Source organism: uncultured Pseudoflavonifractor sp. (genome assembly GCA_904419835.1).
Lineage (GTDB): Bacteria > Bacillota > Clostridia > Oscillospirales > Oscillospiraceae > Pseudoflavonifractor.
The window spans coordinates 1-19,875 of sequence record CAJFTA010000043.1 but is presented as its reverse complement, the minus strand read 5'-3'; the positions used below and the strand labels follow the sequence as shown (position 1 = coordinate 19,875).

17 protein-coding genes are annotated in these 19,875 nt (G+C 62.2%); 8 read left to right on the top strand and 9 right to left on the bottom strand.

Going from position 1 to position 19,875, the window contains the following annotated elements:
• Positions 1-277: 277 nt before the first annotated feature.
• The 7 genes from QZY67_RS08495 to QZY67_RS08465 all read right to left on the bottom strand — a co-directional run bounded on the left by QZY67_RS08495 (position 278) and on the right by QZY67_RS08465 (position 7,304).
• The gene (locus QZY67_RS08495; RefSeq protein WP_295369707.1) at positions 278-1,426 is read right to left on the bottom strand and encodes an iron-containing alcohol dehydrogenase; all 1,149 of its coding nucleotides are present in this window, start codon (positions 1,424-1,426) and stop codon (positions 278-280) included.
• A 105-nt stretch (positions 1,427-1,531) separates the two neighbouring features.
• Complete coding sequence (locus tag QZY67_RS08490; RefSeq protein ID WP_295369706.1) at positions 1,532-2,683, bottom strand: flavodoxin; 1,152 nt, start codon at positions 2,681-2,683, stop codon at positions 1,532-1,534.
• Positions 2,684-2,830: 147 nt separating this feature from the next.
• On the bottom strand, positions 2,831-3,364 hold the full coding sequence (locus tag QZY67_RS08485) for a flavodoxin family protein (RefSeq protein WP_295369705.1): 534 nt from the start codon (positions 3,362-3,364) through the stop codon (positions 2,831-2,833).
• Between the two features lie 81 nt (positions 3,365-3,445).
• Positions 3,446-3,922, bottom strand: coding sequence for a flavodoxin (locus tag QZY67_RS08480; RefSeq protein ID WP_366448958.1), 477 nt, complete (start codon positions 3,920-3,922; stop codon positions 3,446-3,448).
• A gap of 362 nt (positions 3,923-4,284) precedes the next feature.
• Entirely contained in the window at positions 4,285-4,719 is a 435-nt protein-coding gene (locus QZY67_RS08475; protein WP_295369703.1) for an alpha/beta hydrolase fold domain-containing protein, read from the bottom strand.
• Positions 4,720-5,152: 433 nt separating this feature from the next.
• Positions 5,153-6,277: an iron-containing alcohol dehydrogenase gene (locus QZY67_RS08470; protein WP_295369702.1), complete on the bottom strand. Its 1,125-nt coding sequence runs from the start codon at positions 6,275-6,277 to the stop codon at positions 5,153-5,155.
• Between the two features lie 133 nt (positions 6,278-6,410).
• Positions 6,411-7,304 carry a LysR family transcriptional regulator gene (locus tag QZY67_RS08465; protein WP_295369701.1) on the bottom strand — a complete coding sequence of 298 codons (894 nt, stop codon included), beginning with the start codon at positions 7,302-7,304 and terminating at the stop codon, positions 6,411-6,413.
• A gap of 518 nt (positions 7,305-7,822) precedes the next feature.
• Here QZY67_RS08465 and QZY67_RS08460 point away from each other — a divergent pair.
• Positions 7,823-10,033, top strand: coding sequence for an S-layer homology domain-containing protein (locus tag QZY67_RS08460; protein WP_295369700.1), 2,211 nt, complete (start codon positions 7,823-7,825; stop codon positions 10,031-10,033).
• 155 nt (positions 10,034-10,188) lie between these two features.
• Here QZY67_RS08460 and mtaB read toward each other — a convergent pair whose 3' ends face one another.
• The gene (gene mtaB / locus QZY67_RS08455; protein ID WP_295369699.1) at positions 10,189-11,493 is read right to left on the bottom strand and encodes a tRNA (N(6)-L-threonylcarbamoyladenosine(37)-C(2))-methylthiotransferase MtaB; all 1,305 of its coding nucleotides are present in this window, start codon (positions 11,491-11,493) and stop codon (positions 10,189-10,191) included.
• A 205-nt stretch (positions 11,494-11,698) separates the two neighbouring features.
• Between mtaB and QZY67_RS08450 the strand changes: the two genes are divergently transcribed.
• The 7 genes from QZY67_RS08450 (at position 11,699) to QZY67_RS08420 (ending at position 18,099) form a co-directional block, all read left to right on the top strand.
• Positions 11,699-11,944: an HPr family phosphocarrier protein gene (locus QZY67_RS08450; protein ID WP_295369698.1), complete on the top strand. Its 246-nt coding sequence runs from the start codon at positions 11,699-11,701 to the stop codon at positions 11,942-11,944.
• Between the two features lie 119 nt (positions 11,945-12,063).
• Positions 12,064-12,642 carry a 5'-deoxynucleotidase gene (yfbR, locus tag QZY67_RS08445; RefSeq protein ID WP_295369697.1) on the top strand — a complete coding sequence of 193 codons (579 nt, stop codon included), beginning with the start codon at positions 12,064-12,066 and terminating at the stop codon, positions 12,640-12,642.
• A 21-nt stretch (positions 12,643-12,663) separates the two neighbouring features.
• Entirely contained in the window at positions 12,664-12,933 is a 270-nt protein-coding gene (locus QZY67_RS08440) for an ACT domain-containing protein (protein ID WP_295369708.1), read from the top strand.
• A gap of 10 nt (positions 12,934-12,943) precedes the next feature.
• A complete protein-coding gene (locus tag QZY67_RS08435; protein WP_294535705.1) occupies positions 12,944-14,302 on the top strand; it encodes a PFL family protein in 1,359 nt (452 codons plus the stop codon).
• 357 nt (positions 14,303-14,659) lie between these two features.
• A complete protein-coding gene (locus QZY67_RS08430; protein ID WP_295369696.1) occupies positions 14,660-15,997 on the top strand; it encodes a glucose-6-phosphate isomerase in 1,338 nt (445 codons plus the stop codon).
• A gap of 204 nt (positions 15,998-16,201) precedes the next feature.
• Positions 16,202-16,615 carry a hypothetical protein gene (locus QZY67_RS08425; protein ID WP_294535700.1) on the top strand — a complete coding sequence of 138 codons (414 nt, stop codon included), beginning with the start codon at positions 16,202-16,204 and terminating at the stop codon, positions 16,613-16,615.
• Positions 16,616-16,731: 116 nt separating this feature from the next.
• Entirely contained in the window at positions 16,732-18,099 is a 1,368-nt protein-coding gene (locus tag QZY67_RS08420) for an MATE family efflux transporter (RefSeq protein ID WP_295369695.1), read from the top strand.
• A 299-nt stretch (positions 18,100-18,398) separates the two neighbouring features.
• Here QZY67_RS08420 and QZY67_RS08415 read toward each other — a convergent pair.
• A partial coding sequence (locus tag QZY67_RS08415; protein ID WP_295369694.1) for a recombinase family protein occupies positions 18,399-19,875 on the bottom strand: 1,477 nt, incomplete at its 5' end.

The following is a 19,875-nucleotide window of genomic DNA, read 5'->3' as shown; positions in this document are numbered from 1 at the left end:
GGACAACCGAGTGCAGCTACCTCAAAAAAGCCCGTAAAATCAAGGAAAAACGGCGCTAAAACGATAGCAATACGGCCTCAAGGCTGCCCGTCGCGCTCCCCAGTTCTCCAAGCGCTAAAAGAGTCAATTTTCCCCGGAAAGCATCGGTTTTCCGGGGATTTCTTTTTTGGCATTTAAGTGCTCTTGTCTTTACCATGCCCGCAGGCCGCCGTTTTCCTATAAATTAAAAGAAAGAAACGCGATCCCGCTGAAGTCCCGGCAGGATCGCGTTTCTGTGTTACATACACTCCATGAAAATTTCATAGACCTCGTCATGGGTGAGCTGACGGGGGCCGCCCTGCAGGAGGTTGACGCTGTCCGCCACCTGACGGAGCAGCTCAGGCGTGATCTCGGTCCTGGAGCGGAGCTCCGTCAGTCTGGTGGGAAGGCCGCACTCCTTGATAAAGGCGGCAAGAGCGTCCACTGCGGCCTGGGCCCCCTCTGTGCCGAAGACCACCTGGCCCAGCCGGGCAAACTTCTCCGGGGCGTCCTTCACAATGTGCCGGTAGTAGGCGGGATGGAGTACCGCCAGCCCCTGTCCATGGTTGCAGTCGGTATAGGCCCCCAGCTGGTGCTCCATCTGGTGGCACTCAAAGTCAGTGACCCGGCCTACCTTCAGGATGCCGTTCTCCGCCATGGCGGAGGTCCACATCAGGTTGCTCCGGGCGGTGTAATCCTGGATGTCCCGGAGCAGCGTGCGCATATTGACCACCGTGCTGTGCATGATGGCCAGGGCAACCTGGTCAGATACGTTGTCCCGGTCGGAGCGGCCAAAGTAGGTTTCCATGGCGTGGCTCAGGGTGTCAAAGGCGCCGGAGAGCACCTGCATCCTGGGCAGGCTCATGGTATATTCCGGATCCAGAATGGCAAACCGGGGGGCGGCGGCGAACATGCCGCCCTTGATTTTGGCGTCCTCATTGGTGATGACGGCGCCGCCGTTCATCTCAGCGCCGGTACCGGAGGCGGTGACCACCGCCCCAAGAGGAATGGGCGCCCTGGAGGATATCTTGTGCCGGACCATCTCCAGGTCCCACAGGTCCTCGCCGGTGACCGCCTGGGCACAGACGATCTTGCAGCAGTCCACGACTGATCCGCCGCCCACGGCCAGCACCAAATCAATCTTGCGCTCCCGCGCCAGATTGGCCCCCTCCTGCACCTTGGCCCAGGTGGGGTTGGGCATGATCCCGGTAAACTCGGTGATATTCTTGCCCGCTTCTTTCAGAATGCCGGTGATCTCCTCATAGACGCCGTTTTTCTTGATGGATCCGCCGCCGTAGGCCAGAAGCACATTGGGGCCGTAGGCGGAGAGAATTCCGGGCAGATTGGCCTTGGCCGCGCCCCTGCCGAAACAGACCTTTGTAGGGTACTCATAGACGAAATTTTCCATTACGTTCGCTCCTTTCAGTTGGGGCCGTCCCGGCCCGCCCGGCAGAGAGCCGTGGAAGCACAGCGGGTCCCATGGGGACTGCTGTTGACCATCAATGCCTTGCGCTTATTCATATAAAAGACCGAGCTCCCGGACCCATGCCTCTATATCAGACTGGGCGGCGCTGGAACGGAACCGCTGTCCCTCCTGCCAGTCGCCGGCGCCGGCCAAATCAGCCAGCCGGCTGCCGCTCTCACCCAGTCCGGAACTGGAGGAGGTGCAGAAGGGGATGACAGTCTTGCCTGTAAAGTCATTTTCCTCCACAAAGCCCTCCACCGGCCATGCGGCGTCATACCACCAGATGGGGTAGCCAATAAACACAACATCGTAGCCATCCCACCCATCGGGGGTGTAAGCGACCAGCTCGGTGTCCCGCTCCTCAGGGTTCTCATACTCAAAAACGACACGGCTGTCCTCGTCGGTCCAATTCAGGTCTTCATCGGTGTAGGGGTCGGCAGGCATGATCTCAAACAGGTCGCCGCCGGTGGCCTCCGAAATCTGGTTTGCGACCCGCTCCGTGTTGCCGGTGGCGGAGAAGTAGGCCACCAGGACCCGGCTCTCCTCCGCCGGCACCTCGGGCTCTGCGGGCTCCTCCGCAGTCAGATAGTTCCGCAGGATGGTGGCCGCCTGGGCGCGGGTGGCGCTGCTCTGGGGCAGGAAACGGTTGCCGTCCGCCCCATTCACGATCCCATTGGCCCGGGCCCAATCCACCGCCTGGGCGGCGTAATCGGAGATATTGCCCTCATCGGCAAAGTCCGTGCCAGGCTCTGCCGCAGGACTGCCGGCATACCGCCAGAGGATGGCCGCAATCTGTTCCCGGCTCACCGGGTCATCGGGCCCAAACCGCTCGTTTGGGTATCCGTTGACCACGCCGGTCAGCCGGGCCCAGTAGACCCCGTCGGCATACCAGGCGTCACCCGGCACATCGGCAAAGGGATAGCCCAGATTTTCATTCTCCAGAGAGGGGGAGCCGGCCAAGCGGTACAGGGTGGTGACCAGCATCCCCCGGGTCATCGTTCCATCGGGGACAAAGGTAGTCTCAGAGGAGCCGCTCATCAGGCCGTTGTCCCGGACATAGGTCACGGCGTCGGCGTACCATGCGTCGGCGGCCACGTCGGAAAAGCCGGTGTCCTCCACAGCAGCAAGGGCCGCGATGCTGAGACTGAGCGTTAAAATCAGGGCCAGCAGCATGGTCCCGATCCGATTGCAGTTTTTCATAGGGGAGACCTCCTTACCAAGTTCAATTCATAGGGTCAAGCCTTTCGCTCGGATATACGCGGGAGGAGACAATGGGCGTCTGTTCTGTCTGATATACAGTTTCATTCCGGAAAGGCGCAGGGAGAAGGTTTAACTGGGTTTCAGGCCTCAGGCCCGCTTACCCGCCTGGTAAGCCTCCTGCGAGGCCCGCGTCTCCAGCACCTCGCCCTTCTGGTACACCCCGGAGCCGTAGATGACGCCTTTCACCTGGGCGCCGGGCAGGCAGTCGGTAAAGCCGCGCATCGAGTCTATCGTGCGCTCCATGGCGCCCTTGCCTGCCGCAGCCGTGGCAATGAAGTAGACCTCCTTGTCCCGGATCTCGGTATACCGCGGCAAGGTGCGGTCAATCAGGGTCTTGAGCTGGCCGTCCATGGAGTAGAAGTACACCGGCGTGGCCAGCACCAGCACGTCGGCCTCCACCATTTTGTCCAGAATCGCGGCCATGTCGTCCTTCTGGACGCAGGCGCCGGTACCACGGCAGCCATAGCAGGCCAGGCATGGACGGATCTTCTGTTCCTGCACCCGGAGCTTCTCCGCCTGATGCCCGGCTTCCTCTGCCCCCTTGGCAAACTGGTCGCAAAGCAGGTCGGAGTTGCCGCCCTTCCTGGGGCTGGCAGATAAAATCAGAATTTTTTTCGGCATTTCTCTCGCATTCCTTTCTGGTCATAGAGTGACAAGCAGGCAGGAGCCGGAGCCTTTGCCCCGGCTCCTGCCGTTGTTTCTTTATGCGGACAGTCCCAGACTGTCCACCCATTCCGCTACATCTTCCTGGATGACGCCGGAGCGGAACCGCTCCCCATCCTGCCAGTCGCCGGAACCGGCAAGCTCAGCCAGAAGCGCCCCGCTCTCTCCCAGACCGGAGCTGGAGGAGGTGCAGAAGGGGATCACCGTCTTGCCGGTGAAATCGTTGGCCTCCACGAAACCATCCACGGGCCAGGCCGCGATGCCCCACCAGATGGGATAGCCGATAAACACAGTGTCATAAGAATCCCAGTTCTCCACCTCTGTGGCGGTCAGCGCCACATCCCGCAGGGACTCGTCCTCGTGTTCCCGGGTAACGCGGCTGTTCTCGTCGGTCCAGTTCAGATCCTCGTCCGTGTAGGGCTCCGCCGGAGTGATCTCAAACAGATCGCCGCCGGCAGCTTCGGCAATATAATTTGCCACAGCTTCCGTCTTGCCGGAGGCGGAATAATAGACCACCAGAACATTCCCTGTCCCAGCCGCGCTTTCGTCACCGGAGGTGTCCGGCGCGGGTACATCCGGATTCGAATCTGCGGAAGGAGGGACAGGGCTGCTGGCGGATGGGACGGGCGCTTGGGTTTCTGTGCATCCAGCCAGCATAGAGAGGGATAGGGCACCGGCCAGGGCCAGCGCCAGCCATTTGTGTTTTTGCAGCATTGCGTATCATCCTTTCCGGTTTTGAAACTGAGTTTGGCGTTATAATTTGTTGTCTGTTTTGTTATCTGCATTATAGTGCAATCGTCTTAGGCCCGGAAGTTCCGATTGGTTTTTCGGTATAAACCAAATCGTTTCAGCTGAATATGCCGTGGAAGGCGTTCCGATCAGTTTGAATCAAAGATCTCACTGAGCCATGCGTCGTATGGGCTGATCCACCCGCCCTGTACGCCGAAGCCGTGGGGAGTGTTCTCCAGCTGGAGCCGCTCCACCGGAACGCCGGCGGCCTCCGCTGCGTCGGCATTGGCGAGGAATTGGCGGTAGAACGGGTCCTCGGTACCGTAGCAGTAGAAGGTGGGCGGAAGGTCCCCGGCCCGCAGTGCCTCTACGTCGGTCGTGCCCACACTGAGCCGGCTGTAAAAGGCGTAGATCATGCCGCAGGCGGCCGCATCGGCAGAGACGCTGTCCAGCGCATCAGGTACGTAATCGGGATCCAGCGCGGAGCCGTTCACCAGGCCGTCCCAGTGGAGCAGCATCTCACCGGACAAGATTCCGCCGGCGGAAAACCCCATGACGGCGATATCCTCGAGGGCCTGTGCCACCGGAGTGCCCTCATTTGCATCGCTCCGATACTGGAATGCGCCGCCCGCACAGATCAGAACCGCCCCTTTCACCTCTGTCCCCTCGGGAACGGGAAAGGTAACGATATAGGGGCGGAAATCGGGGTCGTCAAAATATTGGCCGCTGTTCTTGGTATAGTCCGTAGCAGCGGGGACATTTCCCAGCTCCCAGAGATACAGCGTTTGCTGCCGCGCCGGATCTGCTTCGGCAGCGGCCACCGTATCTGCGGGGGCGCCAGATGGGGCAGAACTGCTTTCCGCCACCAGAGCACCCTCCATGGAGGACTCCGGGGAAGCAGGCCCCGCCGGGAGCGGTGGGCTTGAACTCTGACCGCAGGATGCCACGGTTATCCCCATCAAAATGGAAAGCAGCAGGGATATGACAGCGCGCATGAGACCATCTCCTTTCCACACGTCAGACCGCTGGCGGGAGGCGGTCAGTACGGGCGGCCTGCTCCACAAATTCCTGGAAATGCGGCAAGTCCGTGATGCCCAACGCTTGCGGCCGGGTGGGAAGCCCCAAATTGCCAAGCAGTGCGTCAAACGCATCCGCTCCGGCCAGCGCGCTCAGGAGCGCCTTCCCGTCCGGAGCGAGCCCCCACACCAATGCGGCTGCCCGGGTCAGCTTGTCAGGGTGCTCCAGGCAGGCGGCACGGTACGCCGCCGACTGCAGGACGGCAAGACATTGGGTAAAGGGGCGGTCGGTATCGGATGCGAGGCGGAGCGCTGCCCGGCGGCAGGGGTACCGGCATCTCTTACCGGCCTGGAGAAGGCCGTTGCCCGCAAGGGCACCTGCCCACATCAGATCGGTGCGCGACGCATCATGCTGGAGCTGTTCTCTGCCCCTCCGCAGGATTTGCACCACATCCCTTGCAAGGGCCTCCAACAGAGCGTTGGTCACGTTTTCGCCCGCCGGCGGCGCAAAATACAGCTCCAGGACCCTGCTGAGAATACGAAATCCATCGGAAATGATTTGTGCCTGGGAAAGGGTCCTGGTATAGGCAGGGTCGAAGAGAATGAAGCGGGGGGCGCATTGGGGATAGTCCCGGGCGCCTCTCATCCCGTCGGCCCGACGGGTCAGCACCACAGCGCCGTTGAGCGCTCCGGTTCCCAGTGTGGTGGGGATGATCCCCACCGGCAGGGGGTGGTAATCCACGACGCCCCGCCGGGCCCAGAAGTCTGTCCAGAGATCCCCGCGGTAAACCGCCGCCATGGCGATGGCCTTACAGCAGTCGATGACGGAGCCGCCGCCCACGCCTACTATCAAATCGACCTGCTGCTCCCGCGCCATCCTGGCGCCTCTTTGGACGGCTTCATAATCCGGCCCCGGCTGAACGCCGGAGAGCTCCACGACCCGCTTCCCGGCGGCGCGCAGGCTGCGGCAGACCCCGTCATACGCTCCGTTCTCCCGCCCGGAGCGCACCCCACTGACCAGCAGCGTATTGGGGCCGTAGCCTCTGGCAAAGCCGGCCAGATATTCCCGCACGCAGCCGCCGCCGAATACGATCTTCCCGCCTGGTTCCAAGAGAAAATTTTTCAATGTGTAATCACCCCGCCATTTTCGGCGCTGTGTATCGCCGCTTTTGCCTATATTATAAAAAAATCGAGACTTCAGCAGAAGTCTCGAAAAGTTATGCAGTATATACCTTCCCGTAACAGCTTTGGTCCGGCGCTCAGGAAGCGCAGACACGTTTCACCGCGTCCAGGAAGCGTTTGACTGTTGGCGTGGGGCGGGGGGAGTGAAGAAGCCCATAGGGGATCGTGTAATTCCAGTCCACCGGAATGATCTTGAGCAGCGGGTGAACCTGCCGCCAGTTGTCGATGGTCATGAGGATATCCTCTGAATTTTCGCATTGGTTAAATACATTGATGTTGAACATCTCGAAGTCCACGATGTGAATCTGGGGATGGTCTCGCCACAGCTCGTCCCGCATCTGATCCAGATAATGGTTCCATCCCCGGCGGATCAGAAGGAAATTCTCGTCGTGAAGGTCCTCCGCCGTCAGGAGCTCCTTGCCGGCCAGGGGGTGGTAAATGGATACGGCGCAGCGGATGGGTTCCCTGGACAGCTCCAGTGCGGCGCATTGCCGCGCCTCCAGGAATTTTTGGTCAAAGAGGCCCGCCACAATATCGATGTTCTGACCGAGATTCCGCAGGATCTCTACCGAGTTTTCCGGCGTGTTCTCGTAGGGGACCATTCTGAACTTGATATCCGGGCAGTATTCCTTGATCCCCGGCCAGAGATCCAGAAGAAACTGGCCCGGCGTCATAGGGGAGACGCCGATGCGGATGACCTTGTCGCCCTCCTCAGCGGCGTTTTTCGCCCGTACGACAGCGTCTTTGCAATACTGAATGATATATTGGGCGTCGCGGTAAATGGATTTCCCCGCCTCCGTGAGCTTCAGTCCCCGGGGGCTGCGGATAAAGAGCGGAACATCCAGGCTGGACTCCAGTGATGTGATCTGCTTGATGACCGCCGGCGGCGTGATAAACAGTTCTTCTGCCGCTTTGTTAAAGCTTCCCGCATCTGCAACGCGAAGAAATGTCTCCAACTGGGGATTATACATACAAACGGCCGCCTTTCTGCCAGTCCCCGCCGAACTGGTTTTTTATAATCTGAATTGTAGCGTTATTTTGCGAGAAAGGCAAGAAAAAGTGTGCAGGCGGTTTGCTTCTTGCGCCTGCACACCTTTTACAGCTGTCAAATTCCAAATACCTCTGCGGCCCGGCGCATCGTTGCCGTCGCCGGGCCGCCGAAGGGGCACCTCATGTTTTCTGGCCGAGCACCGCCGCCCCGAGAAAGCAGCCAGCCCATGCCCTCAGGCTCCCGGACAAACAGCCCTCCGCCGCCGTGCCGGCCGGGCGCGCCTCCTTCACGGAAGTAATCTGCATCCCTGATGGCCGGCACCAGCGGCTGATCGATCTCCTCCTCTGAGAGCCCGGCTTCCTGATACAATATTTTGGGAGGAAAAGAGGGAGGGGCGGCAAGAAGTGCTTGTATTGCGGCGGCAGTTTTGCTACTATGAAAACACAACGGTATCCCGGCTGCAGCGGGATACGAGAAAAGAAAAGGTGGTATGCTCAAATGAAGGGAAAAAAGAAGCTCCTCACGCTGCCTCTGGCCGCGGCCATGGTCCTGAGCCTGGCAGTTCCGGCCATGGCCGCGGAAGAAACGGCCGGCCCGGAGGAGAGCGCTAAGGCGGCCTTTACCGACGTGGCGGCGGACGCCTGGTACGCCCCCGCCGTCTCCTATGTGACCGGGGAGGGCATCATGAACGGCACGGGCGAAGCGGTCTTCAGCCCTGACATGACCGTCACCCGCGGCATGGTCTATCAGACCCTGTACAACATGGCCGGCCGGCCCGCCGTGGCCGAGGCGGCCACCTTCCATGACGTGGCCGGCAAGTGGTACGCCGACGCCGCCGCCTGGGCGGAGGACGAGGGCCTGACGGCCGGCACCGGCCAGGGCGCCTTTGACGGCGAGCGGGCCATGACCCGGCAGGAGCTGGGCAAGGTCTTTGCCGACTACGCGGACGCCCAGGGTGCCCACGCGGCCAACGCCGACCTGAGCGCCTATACCGACGCCGCTTCCGTGGCCGACTGGGCCAGGGATGGCGTGGAGCGGGCCGTGGCGCTGGGCCTCCTCTCCGGCAATCAGAACAGGCTCAGCCCCACCGGCACCGCCCAGCGCTCCGAGCTGGCCCAGCTCCTGATGAACTTCGGCGCCCTCGGCTTTGAGAGCCCCGCCGAGGCGTACATCCAGGCCCACGCCGACGACTTTTTCCTCACCGGCAAGACGGAGTACACCATTCAGGGCATGATGGTCTCCAAGGAGACCAGCTTCCACAACGAGCTGGAGAACGTGGACTACACCGCCACCGACGACGGCGAGAGCGTGGTGCTCAAGGGCACCGTGGGCGAGCAGTGGGTCGCCAAGCTGAGCAAGGTGCTGGAGACCTACACCAAGGCCGACGGCACCGCCCTCACAGCGGAGGACTTTACCGGCAGCAAGGACACCTTCATTGACCTGAAGACCAAGGCCGAGCCGGACACCAACTTCGCCTGCTTTGTCCCCGCCGACGTGCGCCTCACTGTGAACACCGCCTGGGGCGATGTGCTCCACGTGAACGACCCCTCCTCCGAGCACGGATACGGCGACTATCTGGTCTGCCCCAACAAGGACGGCGCGCCCGACTTCTCCGACGTCTGGGTGGTCAACGGCGCGGTTTTCTCCAACACCTATGACGTGACCCGGGGCCCCGTGGTGGGCAGCGTGGCCGCTGTCGAGAAGTACGGCAACCTGGACCTGGACATCAAGCCCGAGGCCCTCTACACCGCCGGCCTGGAGCTGGGCGACGTGCTGGACGTGACGGTAAACGGGGTGAGCCTGGAGATCCCCTTCTGCACCGCGTACAGCGACGTCAACACCGGTGAGAACGTGGTGCGGGACAACCAGGAGAGCGATATCCTGGTGGTTGCCATCAACATGGGTGACTTCGCCGGCACCTACGGCGTGGAGGAGGGCGACGTGGTCTCCTTCACCCTGGCCGAGAAGGCCGGCTACCTGGGCCAGTATCAGGCCCATCAGCTCCAGCGCACCAATGAGCGGAGCGACTACGCCTCCGACGAGGTGTTCGCCAACTTCCGCCCCGTGGTTCTGGGGGATATCGCCGAGGGCGTCCTCTACCGCACCAGCAGCCCCGTGAACCCCGAGATTGGCCGCGCCGCCTACGCCGACGATCTGATTGAGAAAGCCGGCGTCAAGACCGTTGTCAACCTGGCCGACAGTGACGAGGCCATCCAGGGCTACTTTGCCGCCGAGGGCTTCGACTCCCCCTACTACAAGAGCCTGTATGAGGCGGGCAGCGTGGTCGCCCTCAACATGGGCGTGGACTACAAGTCCGAGGACTTCCAGAGCAAGCTCAAGACCGGCCTGGAGTTCATCATCGCCCACGAGGGGCCCTATGCCATCCACTGCAACGAGGGCAAGGACCGGGCCGGCTTCACCGCCATCCTGCTGGAGGCCCTGATGGGCGCCACCCAGGACGAGATCGTGGCCGACTACATGGTCTCCTATGAGAACTACTACCATGTGGAGAAGGGCTCCGAGCAGTACGACCTCATCTCCGAGGTGGCTGTGGGCATGCTCCGCGACCTGGCGGGCCTGGAGAAGGACGCCGACCTCTCCGAGGTCGATCTGCAGAAGGCCGCGGAGGACTATCTGACCGGCATTGGCCTCACCGCCGACCAGATCTCCGCCCTCACCGCCCGCCTGTCCACCCCGATCGAAGGCTGAGCCTGTTCCGGCCTGACAGAATGGAAATACCGGCCCCCGGAGGACCTGCAGCGGTCTCCGGGGGCCGGTATTTTGTTGCAGGTGCGCTCTCCCCTGACAGCGGCCGGGGGAGAGGCGGAGGTGCGGCGGCATGCTGCGGGAGCGGCTGCGGGCGGTCAGAGCACCTGGCCAAACAGGCCGTCTCCATGAAGCTCTGTAATATTCACATCCCGGATTACATTGTGTAATGCCTCGCCACGGGCCATGACCTCCACATAGTTGGGGGCATGACCCCGCCAGAGGCCCTCCTTCTCCTCCTCGAAGAGGACGGGGAGGGAGGCGCCCACCCACTGCTCCAGGTAGGCGGCCTTGAGCCGGGCGGCCAGGGCGCCGGCGCGGGCGGCCCGCTCCTCCTTGACGGCGTTGGGCACCTGGTCCGCCATCTTGGCCGCCGGGGTGCCGGTGCGGCGGGAGTAGGGGAAGATGTGCATGGCGGAGAAGGCGCACTTTTCCACAAATTCCAGGGTGGCTGTGAACTCCTCCTCGGTCTCGCCGGGGAAGCCCACAATCAGGTCCGTGGTGATGGCGGGGCGATCGAAGAATCCACGGAGTAATGTAACGCTCTCGTAATACCGCGCGGTATCATATTTCCGGTTCATCCGCTTCAAAACCCCGTCGCAGCCGCTCTGCATGGACAGGTGGAAGTGGGGGCACAGGTTGGGCAGGGCGGCGGCCCGGCGGCAGAAATCCTCGGTGATGGTGCGGGGCTCCAGGCTGCCCAGCCGCACCCGCAGCTCCGGCGCCGCCCGGCAGACGCCCTCCACCAGGTCGATGAGACCGGTGCCGTCCCGGAACTCGTGGCCCCAGGAGGAGATCTCGATGCCGGTGAGGACAATCTCCCGGTAGCCGTCCCGGGCCAGCTTCTCCGCCTGCGCCACGGCGGCGGGAAGGGGCAGGGAGCGCACCGGCCCCCGGGCGTAGGGGATGATGCAGTAGGTGCAGAAGTTGACGCAGCCGTCCTCCACCTTGAGCATGGCCCGGGTGCGGCCCTCCAGGCCGCCGGCGGGCAGCTGCTCAAAGCTGCGGTGGGTCATGATATTGTCCACCAGCATCTCGGGGGCCAGCTCCGCCTCCGCCCTGACCAGGCCGGAGAGCCGCTCCACCTCGTTGAGAAAGCCCAGCCGGTCCCCGGTGCCCGACACCAGGTCCACCCCCAGGGCGGCCACGTCCTCCGGCGCGGTCTGGGCGTAGCACCCGCACACCGCCACAACCGCCGCCGGATTGCGCTTTTTGGCCCGGCGGATGGCGTTGCGGGACTTCCGGTCGCTCACCGCGGTGACGGTGCAGGTATTGATGATGTAGGCGTCGGCCTCATCCCCGAAGGGGACCAGCGTGTGGCCCCGGCGGAGCAGTTCTGTCTCCAGAGCCTGGGTCTCGTACTGGTTGACCTTGCAGCCAAGTGTGTAAATCGCATATCGCATGGTTATCCCTCTCAAGATTCCGCTGTCCCGGCCTTTCCACCTCTGGTGCAAACGGCGAAAATACGGGAGAAGCGGAATTTGTGTTTGTAATTTTCGGAGGTGGTGCTATAATGGTAGCGGATTCCGCAAGGGAGCGCTGCCGCTCAGACTATTTTATCAGCCCGGCGGCGGATTGTACAGACCAAAACCACAGGAGGCAAATACCATGCAGACCTTTTTCGTATCCCTCACTTCCATCTCTGACGTGAAGAAGTTCGTGGACGCGGCCACCCGCTGCGCCGCTGAGATTGACGTGCTGTCCGGCCGCTATGTGATCAACGCCAAGTCCATTATGGGCCTGTTTTCCCTGGACCTGGCCAAGCCCGTGAAGGTGGAGTTCCACGGCACCGACGCTGAGAGCGAGGCCTTCAGCAAGGACATTGCCGCGCTCATCGCGGAGGACGGGGAGTAATTCCCAACCTCCGGAGCCGCTCCCCATCCCGCTCACGCAGGGACGGCGGAGCCGACCGGGCGGAGCCCCCGACACGGGGACTCCGCTTTTTGATAATTGAGACAGGGGGAGGGGGAGGAATGTCCTACAACTTTTTTGCCTACATCGCCCGGATGAAGTACATCAGCCGCTGGGGACTCATGCGCAACTCCGTGCAGGAGAATATTCAGGAGCACTCCCACATGGTGGCGGTGCTGGCCCATACGCTGGCCGTCATCCGCCGGGACGTGCTGGACGCGGACTGCGACCCGGGCGCCGCCGCTGTGGCGGCACTGTACCACGACGCGCCGGAAATTTTCACCGGCGACCTGCCCACCCCTGTGAAGTACTGCAACCCGGAGATCCGGGACGCCTACAAGGCGGTGGAGGCGGTGTCGGCGGACAAGCTGCTGTCCATGCTTCCGACGGAGCTGCGCCCGGCCTACGCGCCCTGGCTGCGGGAGGACTACGACCCGTCCCTCCGCGCCCTGGTGAAGGCGGCGGACAAGCTCTCCGCCCACATCAAGTGCGTGGAGGAGGTCAAGGCGGGCAACAACGAGTTCCGCCAGGCCGCCGGGCAGACCCTGGAGGCCGTGAAGGCCATGGGCCTGCCGGAAGCGGAATACTTTATCGAGCATTTCCTGCCCGCGTTCGGGCTTACACTGGATGAACTGCAATAAATCAGGGAGGTTGTGAAGCAAATGCGAGCCATCGTCACCGTCATCGGCAAGGACCAGGTGGGTATTATCGCCTCGGTCTGCACCCTGCTCTCCGAGCACAACGTCAACGTTCTGGACATCAGCCAGACCATTCTCCAGGGGTACTTCACCATGATCATGCTGGTGGACGCCTCCCAGACCAACGTCCCCTTCGCCCGGCTGGTCGCGGACCTGGAGCAGGCCGGCAAAGAGAAGGGCGTGGTCATCCACGCCCAGCGGGAAGAGATCTTCAACGCCATGCATACCATTTGAGGTGCCTGCCATGCTGAATCAACACGACATTCTCTCCACCATCAACATGATCGACCAGCAGCACCTGGACATCCGCACCATCACCATGGGCATCTCTCTGCTGGACTGCGCCGATCCCGACCCCAAGGCCGCCTGCCGCAAGATCTACGACAAGATCACCCGCCGGGCGGAGAAGCTGGTGTCCACCGGCGAGGGCATCGAGCGGGAGTTCGGCATCCCCATCGTCAACAAGCGCATCTCGGTGACCCCCATGGCCCTGGTGGCCGGGGCCTCCGAGACCGAGGACTTCGTCCCCTTCGCCAAGGCCATGGACGACGCGGCCAAGGCAGTGGGCGTCAACTTCATCGGCGGCTTCTCCGCCCTGGTGCAGAAGGGCGCCGCCTCCGGCGACCGGCGGCTCATCGCCTCCATCCCCGAGGCCCTGGCCACCACCGATTTTGTCTGCTCCTCCGTCAACGTGGGCTCCACCAAAGCGGGCATCAACATGGACGCGGTGGCCGAGATGGGCCGCGTCATCAAGGCCACGGCGGAGCGCACCGCCGACCGGGGCGGCTTCGGCTGCGCCAAGCTGGTGGTGTTCTGCAACGCGGTGGAGGACAACCCCTTCATGGCCGGCGCCTTCCACGGCGTGGGCGAGGGGGACTGCGTCATCAACGTGGGCGTGTCCGGCCCCGGCGTGGTGTACCATGCTCTCCAGGACGTGAAGGGCCAGCCCTTCGACGTGGTGGCCGAGACCATCAAAAAGACCGCCTTCCGCATCACCCGCATGGGCCAGCTGGTGGCCCAGGAGGCCAGCCGCCGGCTGGACGTGCCCTTTGGTATTGTGGACCTGTCCCTGGCCCCAACCCCCGCCGTGGGCGACTCGGTGGCCCGCATCCTGGAGGAGATGGGGCTGGAGGTCTGCGGCACCCACGGCACCACCGCCGCTCTGGCCCTGCTCAACGACGCCGTCAAGAAGGGCGGCGTCATGGCCTCCTCCCACGTGGGCGGCCTGAGCGGCGCCTTTATCCCCGTCAGCGAGGACGAGGGCATGATCGCCGCCGCCGCCTCCGGCGCCCTCCACCTGGACAAGCTGGAGGCCATGACCTGCGTCTGTTCCGTGGGCCTGGACATGATCGCCGTCCCCGGGGACACCACCGCCGAGACCATCTCCGCCATCATCGCCGACGAGGCCGCCATCGGCATGGTCAACTCCAAGACCACCGCCGTGCGCATCATCCCCGGCCCGGGCACCAAGGTGGGGGACACCGTGGAGTTCGGCGGCCTGCTGGGCTCCGCGCCGGTGATGCCGGTCCACCCTTTCGGCTCGGCCGAGTTCGTCCGGCGCGGCGGCCGCATCCCTGCTCCAATGCAGAGCCTGAAGAACTGAGGCGGCGGCCGCGGGGGCCCCATCAGAGATGGGGCGGCGCTTGCGCCGTACAAGCGTTTTCCCCGGAGGGGAAAACCTTGGCGCAGGCGGAATTCACTTCCGCCGAGCATGTAAAATGAATTCAGGGTTCCCAGCCGGGCGTGCCCGGCTGGGATGGCCGCATCCCTGCTCCAATGCAGAGCCTGAAGAACTGAAAAAATGACCCGCTCCGGCGGGACAAGCTCCGGCGCGGCGCTGAAAATGCTCCGCGCCGGAAGTTCATTTTCAGCTCATTTTCCTCTAGGAAAATGGGCCGACTTGGTGTATACTTTTACCAATGGGAAATCCCCTGTTATACTGATGAGGAGGCTGTTTGATATGCCCAAGGTTGACGCATCCAACGCGCTGAGTTTCCTGCCCGAAAACTGGCTGACCGGCCGCGAGGCCGACCTGGCCGAGGCCCATGCCATGCTCCAGGAGGGCCGGGGTCCCGGCTCCGATTTCCTGGGCTGGGTCCACCTGCCCGAGAACTACGACAAGGAGGAGTACGCCCGCATCAAGGCCGCCGCGGCCAAGATCCGCTCCGACTCCCAGGCCCTTGTGGTCATCGGCATCGGCGGCTCCTACCTGGGCGCCCGCGCCGTCATTGAGCTGCTGGCCTCCCCGAACTATAACCTGTGCAAGAAGGACGGCCCCGAGATCTACTTTGTGGGCAACGGCCTGTCCACCGACGCCATGCTGGAAGTGATGGAGCAGCTCAAGGGCAAGGACTGGTCCGTCAACGTCATCTCCAAGTCGGGCACCACCACCGAGCCCGCCGTGGCCTTCCGCATTTTCAAGGCCATGCTGGAAGAGAAGTACGGCAAGGAGGGCGCCAAGGGCCGCATCTACGCCACCACCGACGCCCACAAGGGCGCCCTGAAGGGCCTGGCCGACGCCGAGGGCTATGAGGAGTTTGTGGTGCCCGACAACGTGGGCGGCCGCTACTCCGTCCTCACCGCCGTGGGCCTGCTGCCCATCGCCGCCGCCGGCGTCGACATCGACGCCATGATGGCCGGCGCCCACGAGGCCATGACCGCCATGGCCAAGCCCGGCCTGGACAATCCCGCCTGGCAGTATGCCGCCGCCCGCAACGGCCTGTATGACGGCGGCAAGAAGATCGAGCTGCTGGCCTGCTACGAGCCCTCCTTCCGCTTCTTCGCCGAGTGGTGGAAGCAGCTCTACGGCGAGAGCGAGGGCAAGGACGGCAAGGGCATCTTCCCCGCCAGCGTGGAGTTCACCGCCGACCTGCACTCCATGGGCCAGTATATCCAGGAGGGCGAACGCCACCTGTTTGAGACCGTGGTCCGCTTTGCCGAGTGCGGCGGCCAGATCACCATCCCCAACGACCCCGACAACGTGGACGGCCTGAACTTCCTCTCCGGCAAGCCCCTGTCCTTTGTGGCCGAGAAGGCCTTCCAGGGCGTGGTGCTGGCCCATGTGGACGGCGGCGTGCCCAACCTGTCCATTACCGTGCCCAAGCGCACCGCCAACGCCGTGGGCCAGCTGATCTACTTCTTCGAGTACGCCTGCGGCCTGTCCGGCCACCTGCTGAAGGTCAACCCCTTCAACCAGCCCGGCGTGGAGGCCTACAAGAAGAACATGTTCGCCCTGCTGGGCAAGCCCGGCTATGAGGACCGCAAGGCCGAGCTGGAGGCCCGGCTGAACAAGGGTTAAAAGAAAAAATTATGTCCAAAATGATACTGCCCGGGCGGATTCCACTCCGCCCGGGCAGTATTGGTTAAGCGTGCCAATGCGGGCACAGGGAAACATGAAATTTTAGTTAACTTGTGCAAAGCGGTTGCAATCTGACCGGATAAATGGTAACATAGAGACACAAGGCCGGAGGCGTTCCGGCTTACAATGTAAGGAGTGATTAATATGGTGAGAGTGATCATGGGTGTCAAGGGCACCGGCAAGACCAAGCAGATGATCGAACTCATTAACTCTGCCGTGCATAGCGAGAACGGAAACGTGGTCTGCATTGAGCGCGGCCCCAAGCTGACCTACGATATTCATTATAAGATCCGTCTGGTGGAGGCGTCTCACTACGAGATGAAGTCCTTCGACTTCATGAAGGGCTTTATCAGCGGGCTCTATGCCGGCGACTACGATATTACCCACATCTTCATCGACAGCCTGACCAAGATTGTCCCCACCGAGCCCACCGACGCGTCCGTGGAGGACTTCCTCGACTGGCTCAACAGCTTCAGCGAGAAGAACAACATCAAGTTCACTGTCACCATCAGCGCCGACGCCGACCTGGCTACCGAGGGCGTGAAGAAGTACTTCTGAGCACACCGTATGCCAGCGCCCCCGGAGGGAACTCCCTCCGGGGGCGTTTCCGCGCTCAGCGGGGCAGAACGGAGAAGAACAGGCCCCATACGGCGGCCCGGAGAGGAGAGACAGCCGTGCAGCAAAACCTGACGGAGGGACCGGTCACCCGGTCCATGCTGCTCTTTGCCCTGCCCATGATACTGGGCAACCTGCTTCAGCAGCTCTATAATGTGGCGGATACCCTGATTGTGGGCCGCTGTCTGGGGCCGGACGCCCTGGCGGCGGTGGGATCGTCCTACTCCCTGATGACCTTCCTCACCTCCATTCTTCTGGGGCTGTGCATGGGCAGCGGGGTGTGCTTTTCCATCCTCTTCGGCAGCCGGGAGGAGGAAAAGCTGCGGGAGAGCGTCTTTGTGTCCTTTGTGGTCATTGCCGCCGCCGCGGCCCTGCTCACCGTGGCGGTCCTGGCGCTGATTGACCCCATCCTCCGCGCGCTGCAAATCCAGGAGCAGATATATGGGATGACCCGGGCCTATGTGCGGGTGGTCTTTCTGGGCATCCCCTTCACCTTCCTCTACAATTACTTCGCCTCCCTCCTCCGGGCCATCGGCAACTCAGCGGTGCCGCTGGTGTTCCTGGGGGTGAGCGCGGCGCTGAACGTTGTGCTGGATCTGATGTTTGTGCTGGTTCTGAGCCGGGGCGTGGCCGGCGCGGCGGAGGCCACGGTCATTTCCCAGGCGGTCTCGGCGGCCTGCATCGCCCTGTACGCCTTCCGCAGGGCTCCTCAGCTGCGCCCGCGCCGGTCCGAGCTGCGGCTGCGGCGGCAGACCGTGGGGAAGATTTTCTCCTACTCCTTCCTCACCTGCGTCCAGCAGTCGGTGATGAACTTCGGCATCCTGATGATTCAGGGCCTGGTCAACAGCTTCGGTGTGGACGTGATGGCCGCCTTTGCCGCCGCGGTGAAGATCGACTCCTTCGCCTATATGCCCGTTCAGGACTTTGGCAACGCCTTCTCCACCTTTATCGCCCAGAGCTACGGCGCGGGCAGGACAGACCGCATCCGGGCGGGCATCCGCTCCGCCGTGGCCGCCGCTCTGGCCTTCTGCGTGGTCATCTCCGTGCTGGTGTTCGCCTTCGCCGGACCGCTGATGACCATCTTTGTGGCGCCGGAGGAGACCGGCATCATCGCCATCGGCGTGGAGTACCTGCGCATCGAGGGGGCCTGCTACTGCGGCATCGGCTGCCTCTTCCTGCTCTACGGCCTCTACCGCGCCCTGGGCCGCCCCGGCATGTCGGTGGTGCTCACCGGGCTCTCCCTGGGCACCCGTGTGGCCCTGGCCTACCTCCTGGCCCCCATCCCCGCCATCGGCCTGCCCGGCATCTGGTGGGCCATCCCCATCGGCTGGGTGCTGGCCGACGCCGTGGGGCTGGCGTTCTACCGCCTCAGAGAGAAAGGGCGGCTGGAGCGGCTGGGAACAGAGAAAAAGACCGTCCCTGTGTAAGGGGACGGTCTCAGCGTGTCGAAAAACCTCCCCTGAAGGAAGACCTCGCAGAGTTCCTGCGGCCGAAGCCGCAGGAATCAAATGAAAATCCGTCATTTCCGAGGACATGCGCCTCGGAAATGACACTTCTCGCGTAAGATGGGCCGACTTTTCCGTCAGGAATCGAGGCCCATCTTGCGCGCATCTCCCTCGAAAAAGTGGCTCCGGCCACTTTTTCGACGGCAAAAGACCGTCCCCGTGTAATGGTCGGGGGTCATAAGAAAGCAAAATTAGTTTTCGCAGGAACGGCATGGCTTCGGTCATGCCGTTTCCTGCTTCATCAGCTCGTCCACGGGGATAAATCCCACAAGGTCATAGGAAATGCGAATATTCTGCCGCCGTTTGCCGCTGCTCTTGTCCGGTGCTTCAATGTAGATCGCCTTCACAAGCTCCCGCAGAGCGTAAGGGGTCAGCTCCTGCAAATCCGCGTACTTGTGTACCCGCTGGATAAACTGCTCCAAGTTTTCAATCTGTCGTTCCTGTACTTCAATGTCCTGCTGCAAGGTCTGGATTTCTGCCTTGAGCTGCGCCTGTTCGTCCTCGTAAGACTGGCTCATCATGGAAAACCGCTCGTCCGTGATTTTCCCGGCCACATTGTCCTCATAGATTCGGATGAACAGCCGGTCAAGCTCGCCCATGCGCCGCTGCGCCTGTTCCAAACGCTTGATGCTGGCGCAGATTTTTTCCTCGCTGGCCAGCCGGAGCCGGTGTTCCATCGCAGCCCGGAAATGCTTCTCATACCGCGTCACATAGAAGATGACCGCTTTCATGTGCATCCAGACCAAATCCTCCAGAACAACCGCCCGGATGAAGTGCGCCGAACAGCTTCCCGTATTGCTGCGGTAGTTGGCGCAGACAAAGTGATCCTGCCGCTTCTCAAAGTAGTTGGTGGTGCAGTACCGCATCTTCGCGCCGCAATCGGCACAGTAGACCAAGCCGGAAAACAGGCTGCTCTTGCCGGTTTTCGTCCTGCGGTGTCGCTGCTGGCGGATTTCCTGAACCTTGTCAAAGACTTCCTGCTCGATGATCGCCGGGTGGGTGTTGTAAAATACCGCCTGTTTTTCAAGGGGCGTGTCCCGCTGCTTCTTGTCCCAGATGGAGTTGGTGTAGGTCTTGAAATTGACCGTACAGCCAGTGTACTCTCGCCGTTCCAGAATGTGGACAACGGTGTTGGTGTTCCAGTGGTAGGGATCGGAAGTCTCCGGGCTTGGTGTCTTGATGCCCGCCCTGCGCTTGTAGGCAGTGGGGTTGAGCACCTTTTCCTCCTGCAAGACTTTGGCGATCTGCATCGGCCCGCGCCCTTCCATGCAAAGCCGGAAAATGCGCTTGACCACCTGCGCCGCCGCTTCGTCTACAATCCATCTGGTCTTGTCATTCGGGTCCTTGAGATACCCAAACGGGACATTGGTGGTCAGCGGTACGCCGCGCTCGCCCTTCGCCTTCTGCACCGCACGGATTTTTCGGCTGGTGTCTTTTGCAAAAAACTCGTTGAACCAGTTCTTTATACCTGCCACATCGTTGTCGGTGCTGTTGGGGTCGATGGTGTCAAAGTGGTCATTGATGGCGATATACCGCACTCCATATTTCGGGAAAGTGAAGTTGATATACAGCCCGGTCAGCGATGAATTTCTACCCAGTCTGGATAGGTCTTTGGTGCAGCAGACGGCCACTTTTCCTGCCTCAATTTCGGCCAGCATGGCCTGAAAGCCGGGGCGGTCGTAGTTGGTGCCGCTGTAC

What these genes read in the sequence shown, in the direction of transcription:
- QZY67_RS08495 (WP_295369707.1), bottom strand. Translation starts at nt 1,426, where the DNA reads ATGGAAAATTTCGTCTATGAGTACCCTACAAAGGTCTGTTTCGGCAGG.
- QZY67_RS08490 (WP_295369706.1), bottom strand. Translation starts at nt 2,683, where the DNA reads ATGAAAAACTGCAATCGGATCGGGACCATGCTGCTGGCCCTGATTTTA.
- QZY67_RS08485 (WP_295369705.1), bottom strand. Translation starts at nt 3,364, where the DNA reads ATGCCGAAAAAAATTCTGATTTTATCTGCCAGCCCCAGGAAGGGCGGC.
- QZY67_RS08465 (WP_295369701.1), bottom strand. Translation starts at nt 7,304, where the DNA reads ATGTATAATCCCCAGTTGGAGACATTTCTTCGCGTTGCAGATGCGGGA.
- QZY67_RS08460 (WP_295369700.1), top strand. Translation starts at nt 7,823, where the DNA reads ATGAAGGGAAAAAAGAAGCTCCTCACGCTGCCTCTGGCCGCGGCCATG.
- mtaB (WP_295369699.1), bottom strand. Translation starts at nt 11,493, where the DNA reads ATGCGATATGCGATTTACACACTTGGCTGCAAGGTCAACCAGTACGAG.
- QZY67_RS08450 (WP_295369698.1), top strand. Translation starts at nt 11,699, where the DNA reads ATGCAGACCTTTTTCGTATCCCTCACTTCCATCTCTGACGTGAAGAAG.
- yfbR (WP_295369697.1), top strand. Translation starts at nt 12,064, where the DNA reads ATGTCCTACAACTTTTTTGCCTACATCGCCCGGATGAAGTACATCAGC.
- QZY67_RS08440 (WP_295369708.1), top strand. Translation starts at nt 12,664, where the DNA reads ATGCGAGCCATCGTCACCGTCATCGGCAAGGACCAGGTGGGTATTATC.
- QZY67_RS08435 (WP_294535705.1), top strand. Translation starts at nt 12,944, where the DNA reads ATGCTGAATCAACACGACATTCTCTCCACCATCAACATGATCGACCAG.
- QZY67_RS08430 (WP_295369696.1), top strand. Translation starts at nt 14,660, where the DNA reads ATGCCCAAGGTTGACGCATCCAACGCGCTGAGTTTCCTGCCCGAAAAC.
- QZY67_RS08425 (WP_294535700.1), top strand. Translation starts at nt 16,202, where the DNA reads ATGGTGAGAGTGATCATGGGTGTCAAGGGCACCGGCAAGACCAAGCAG.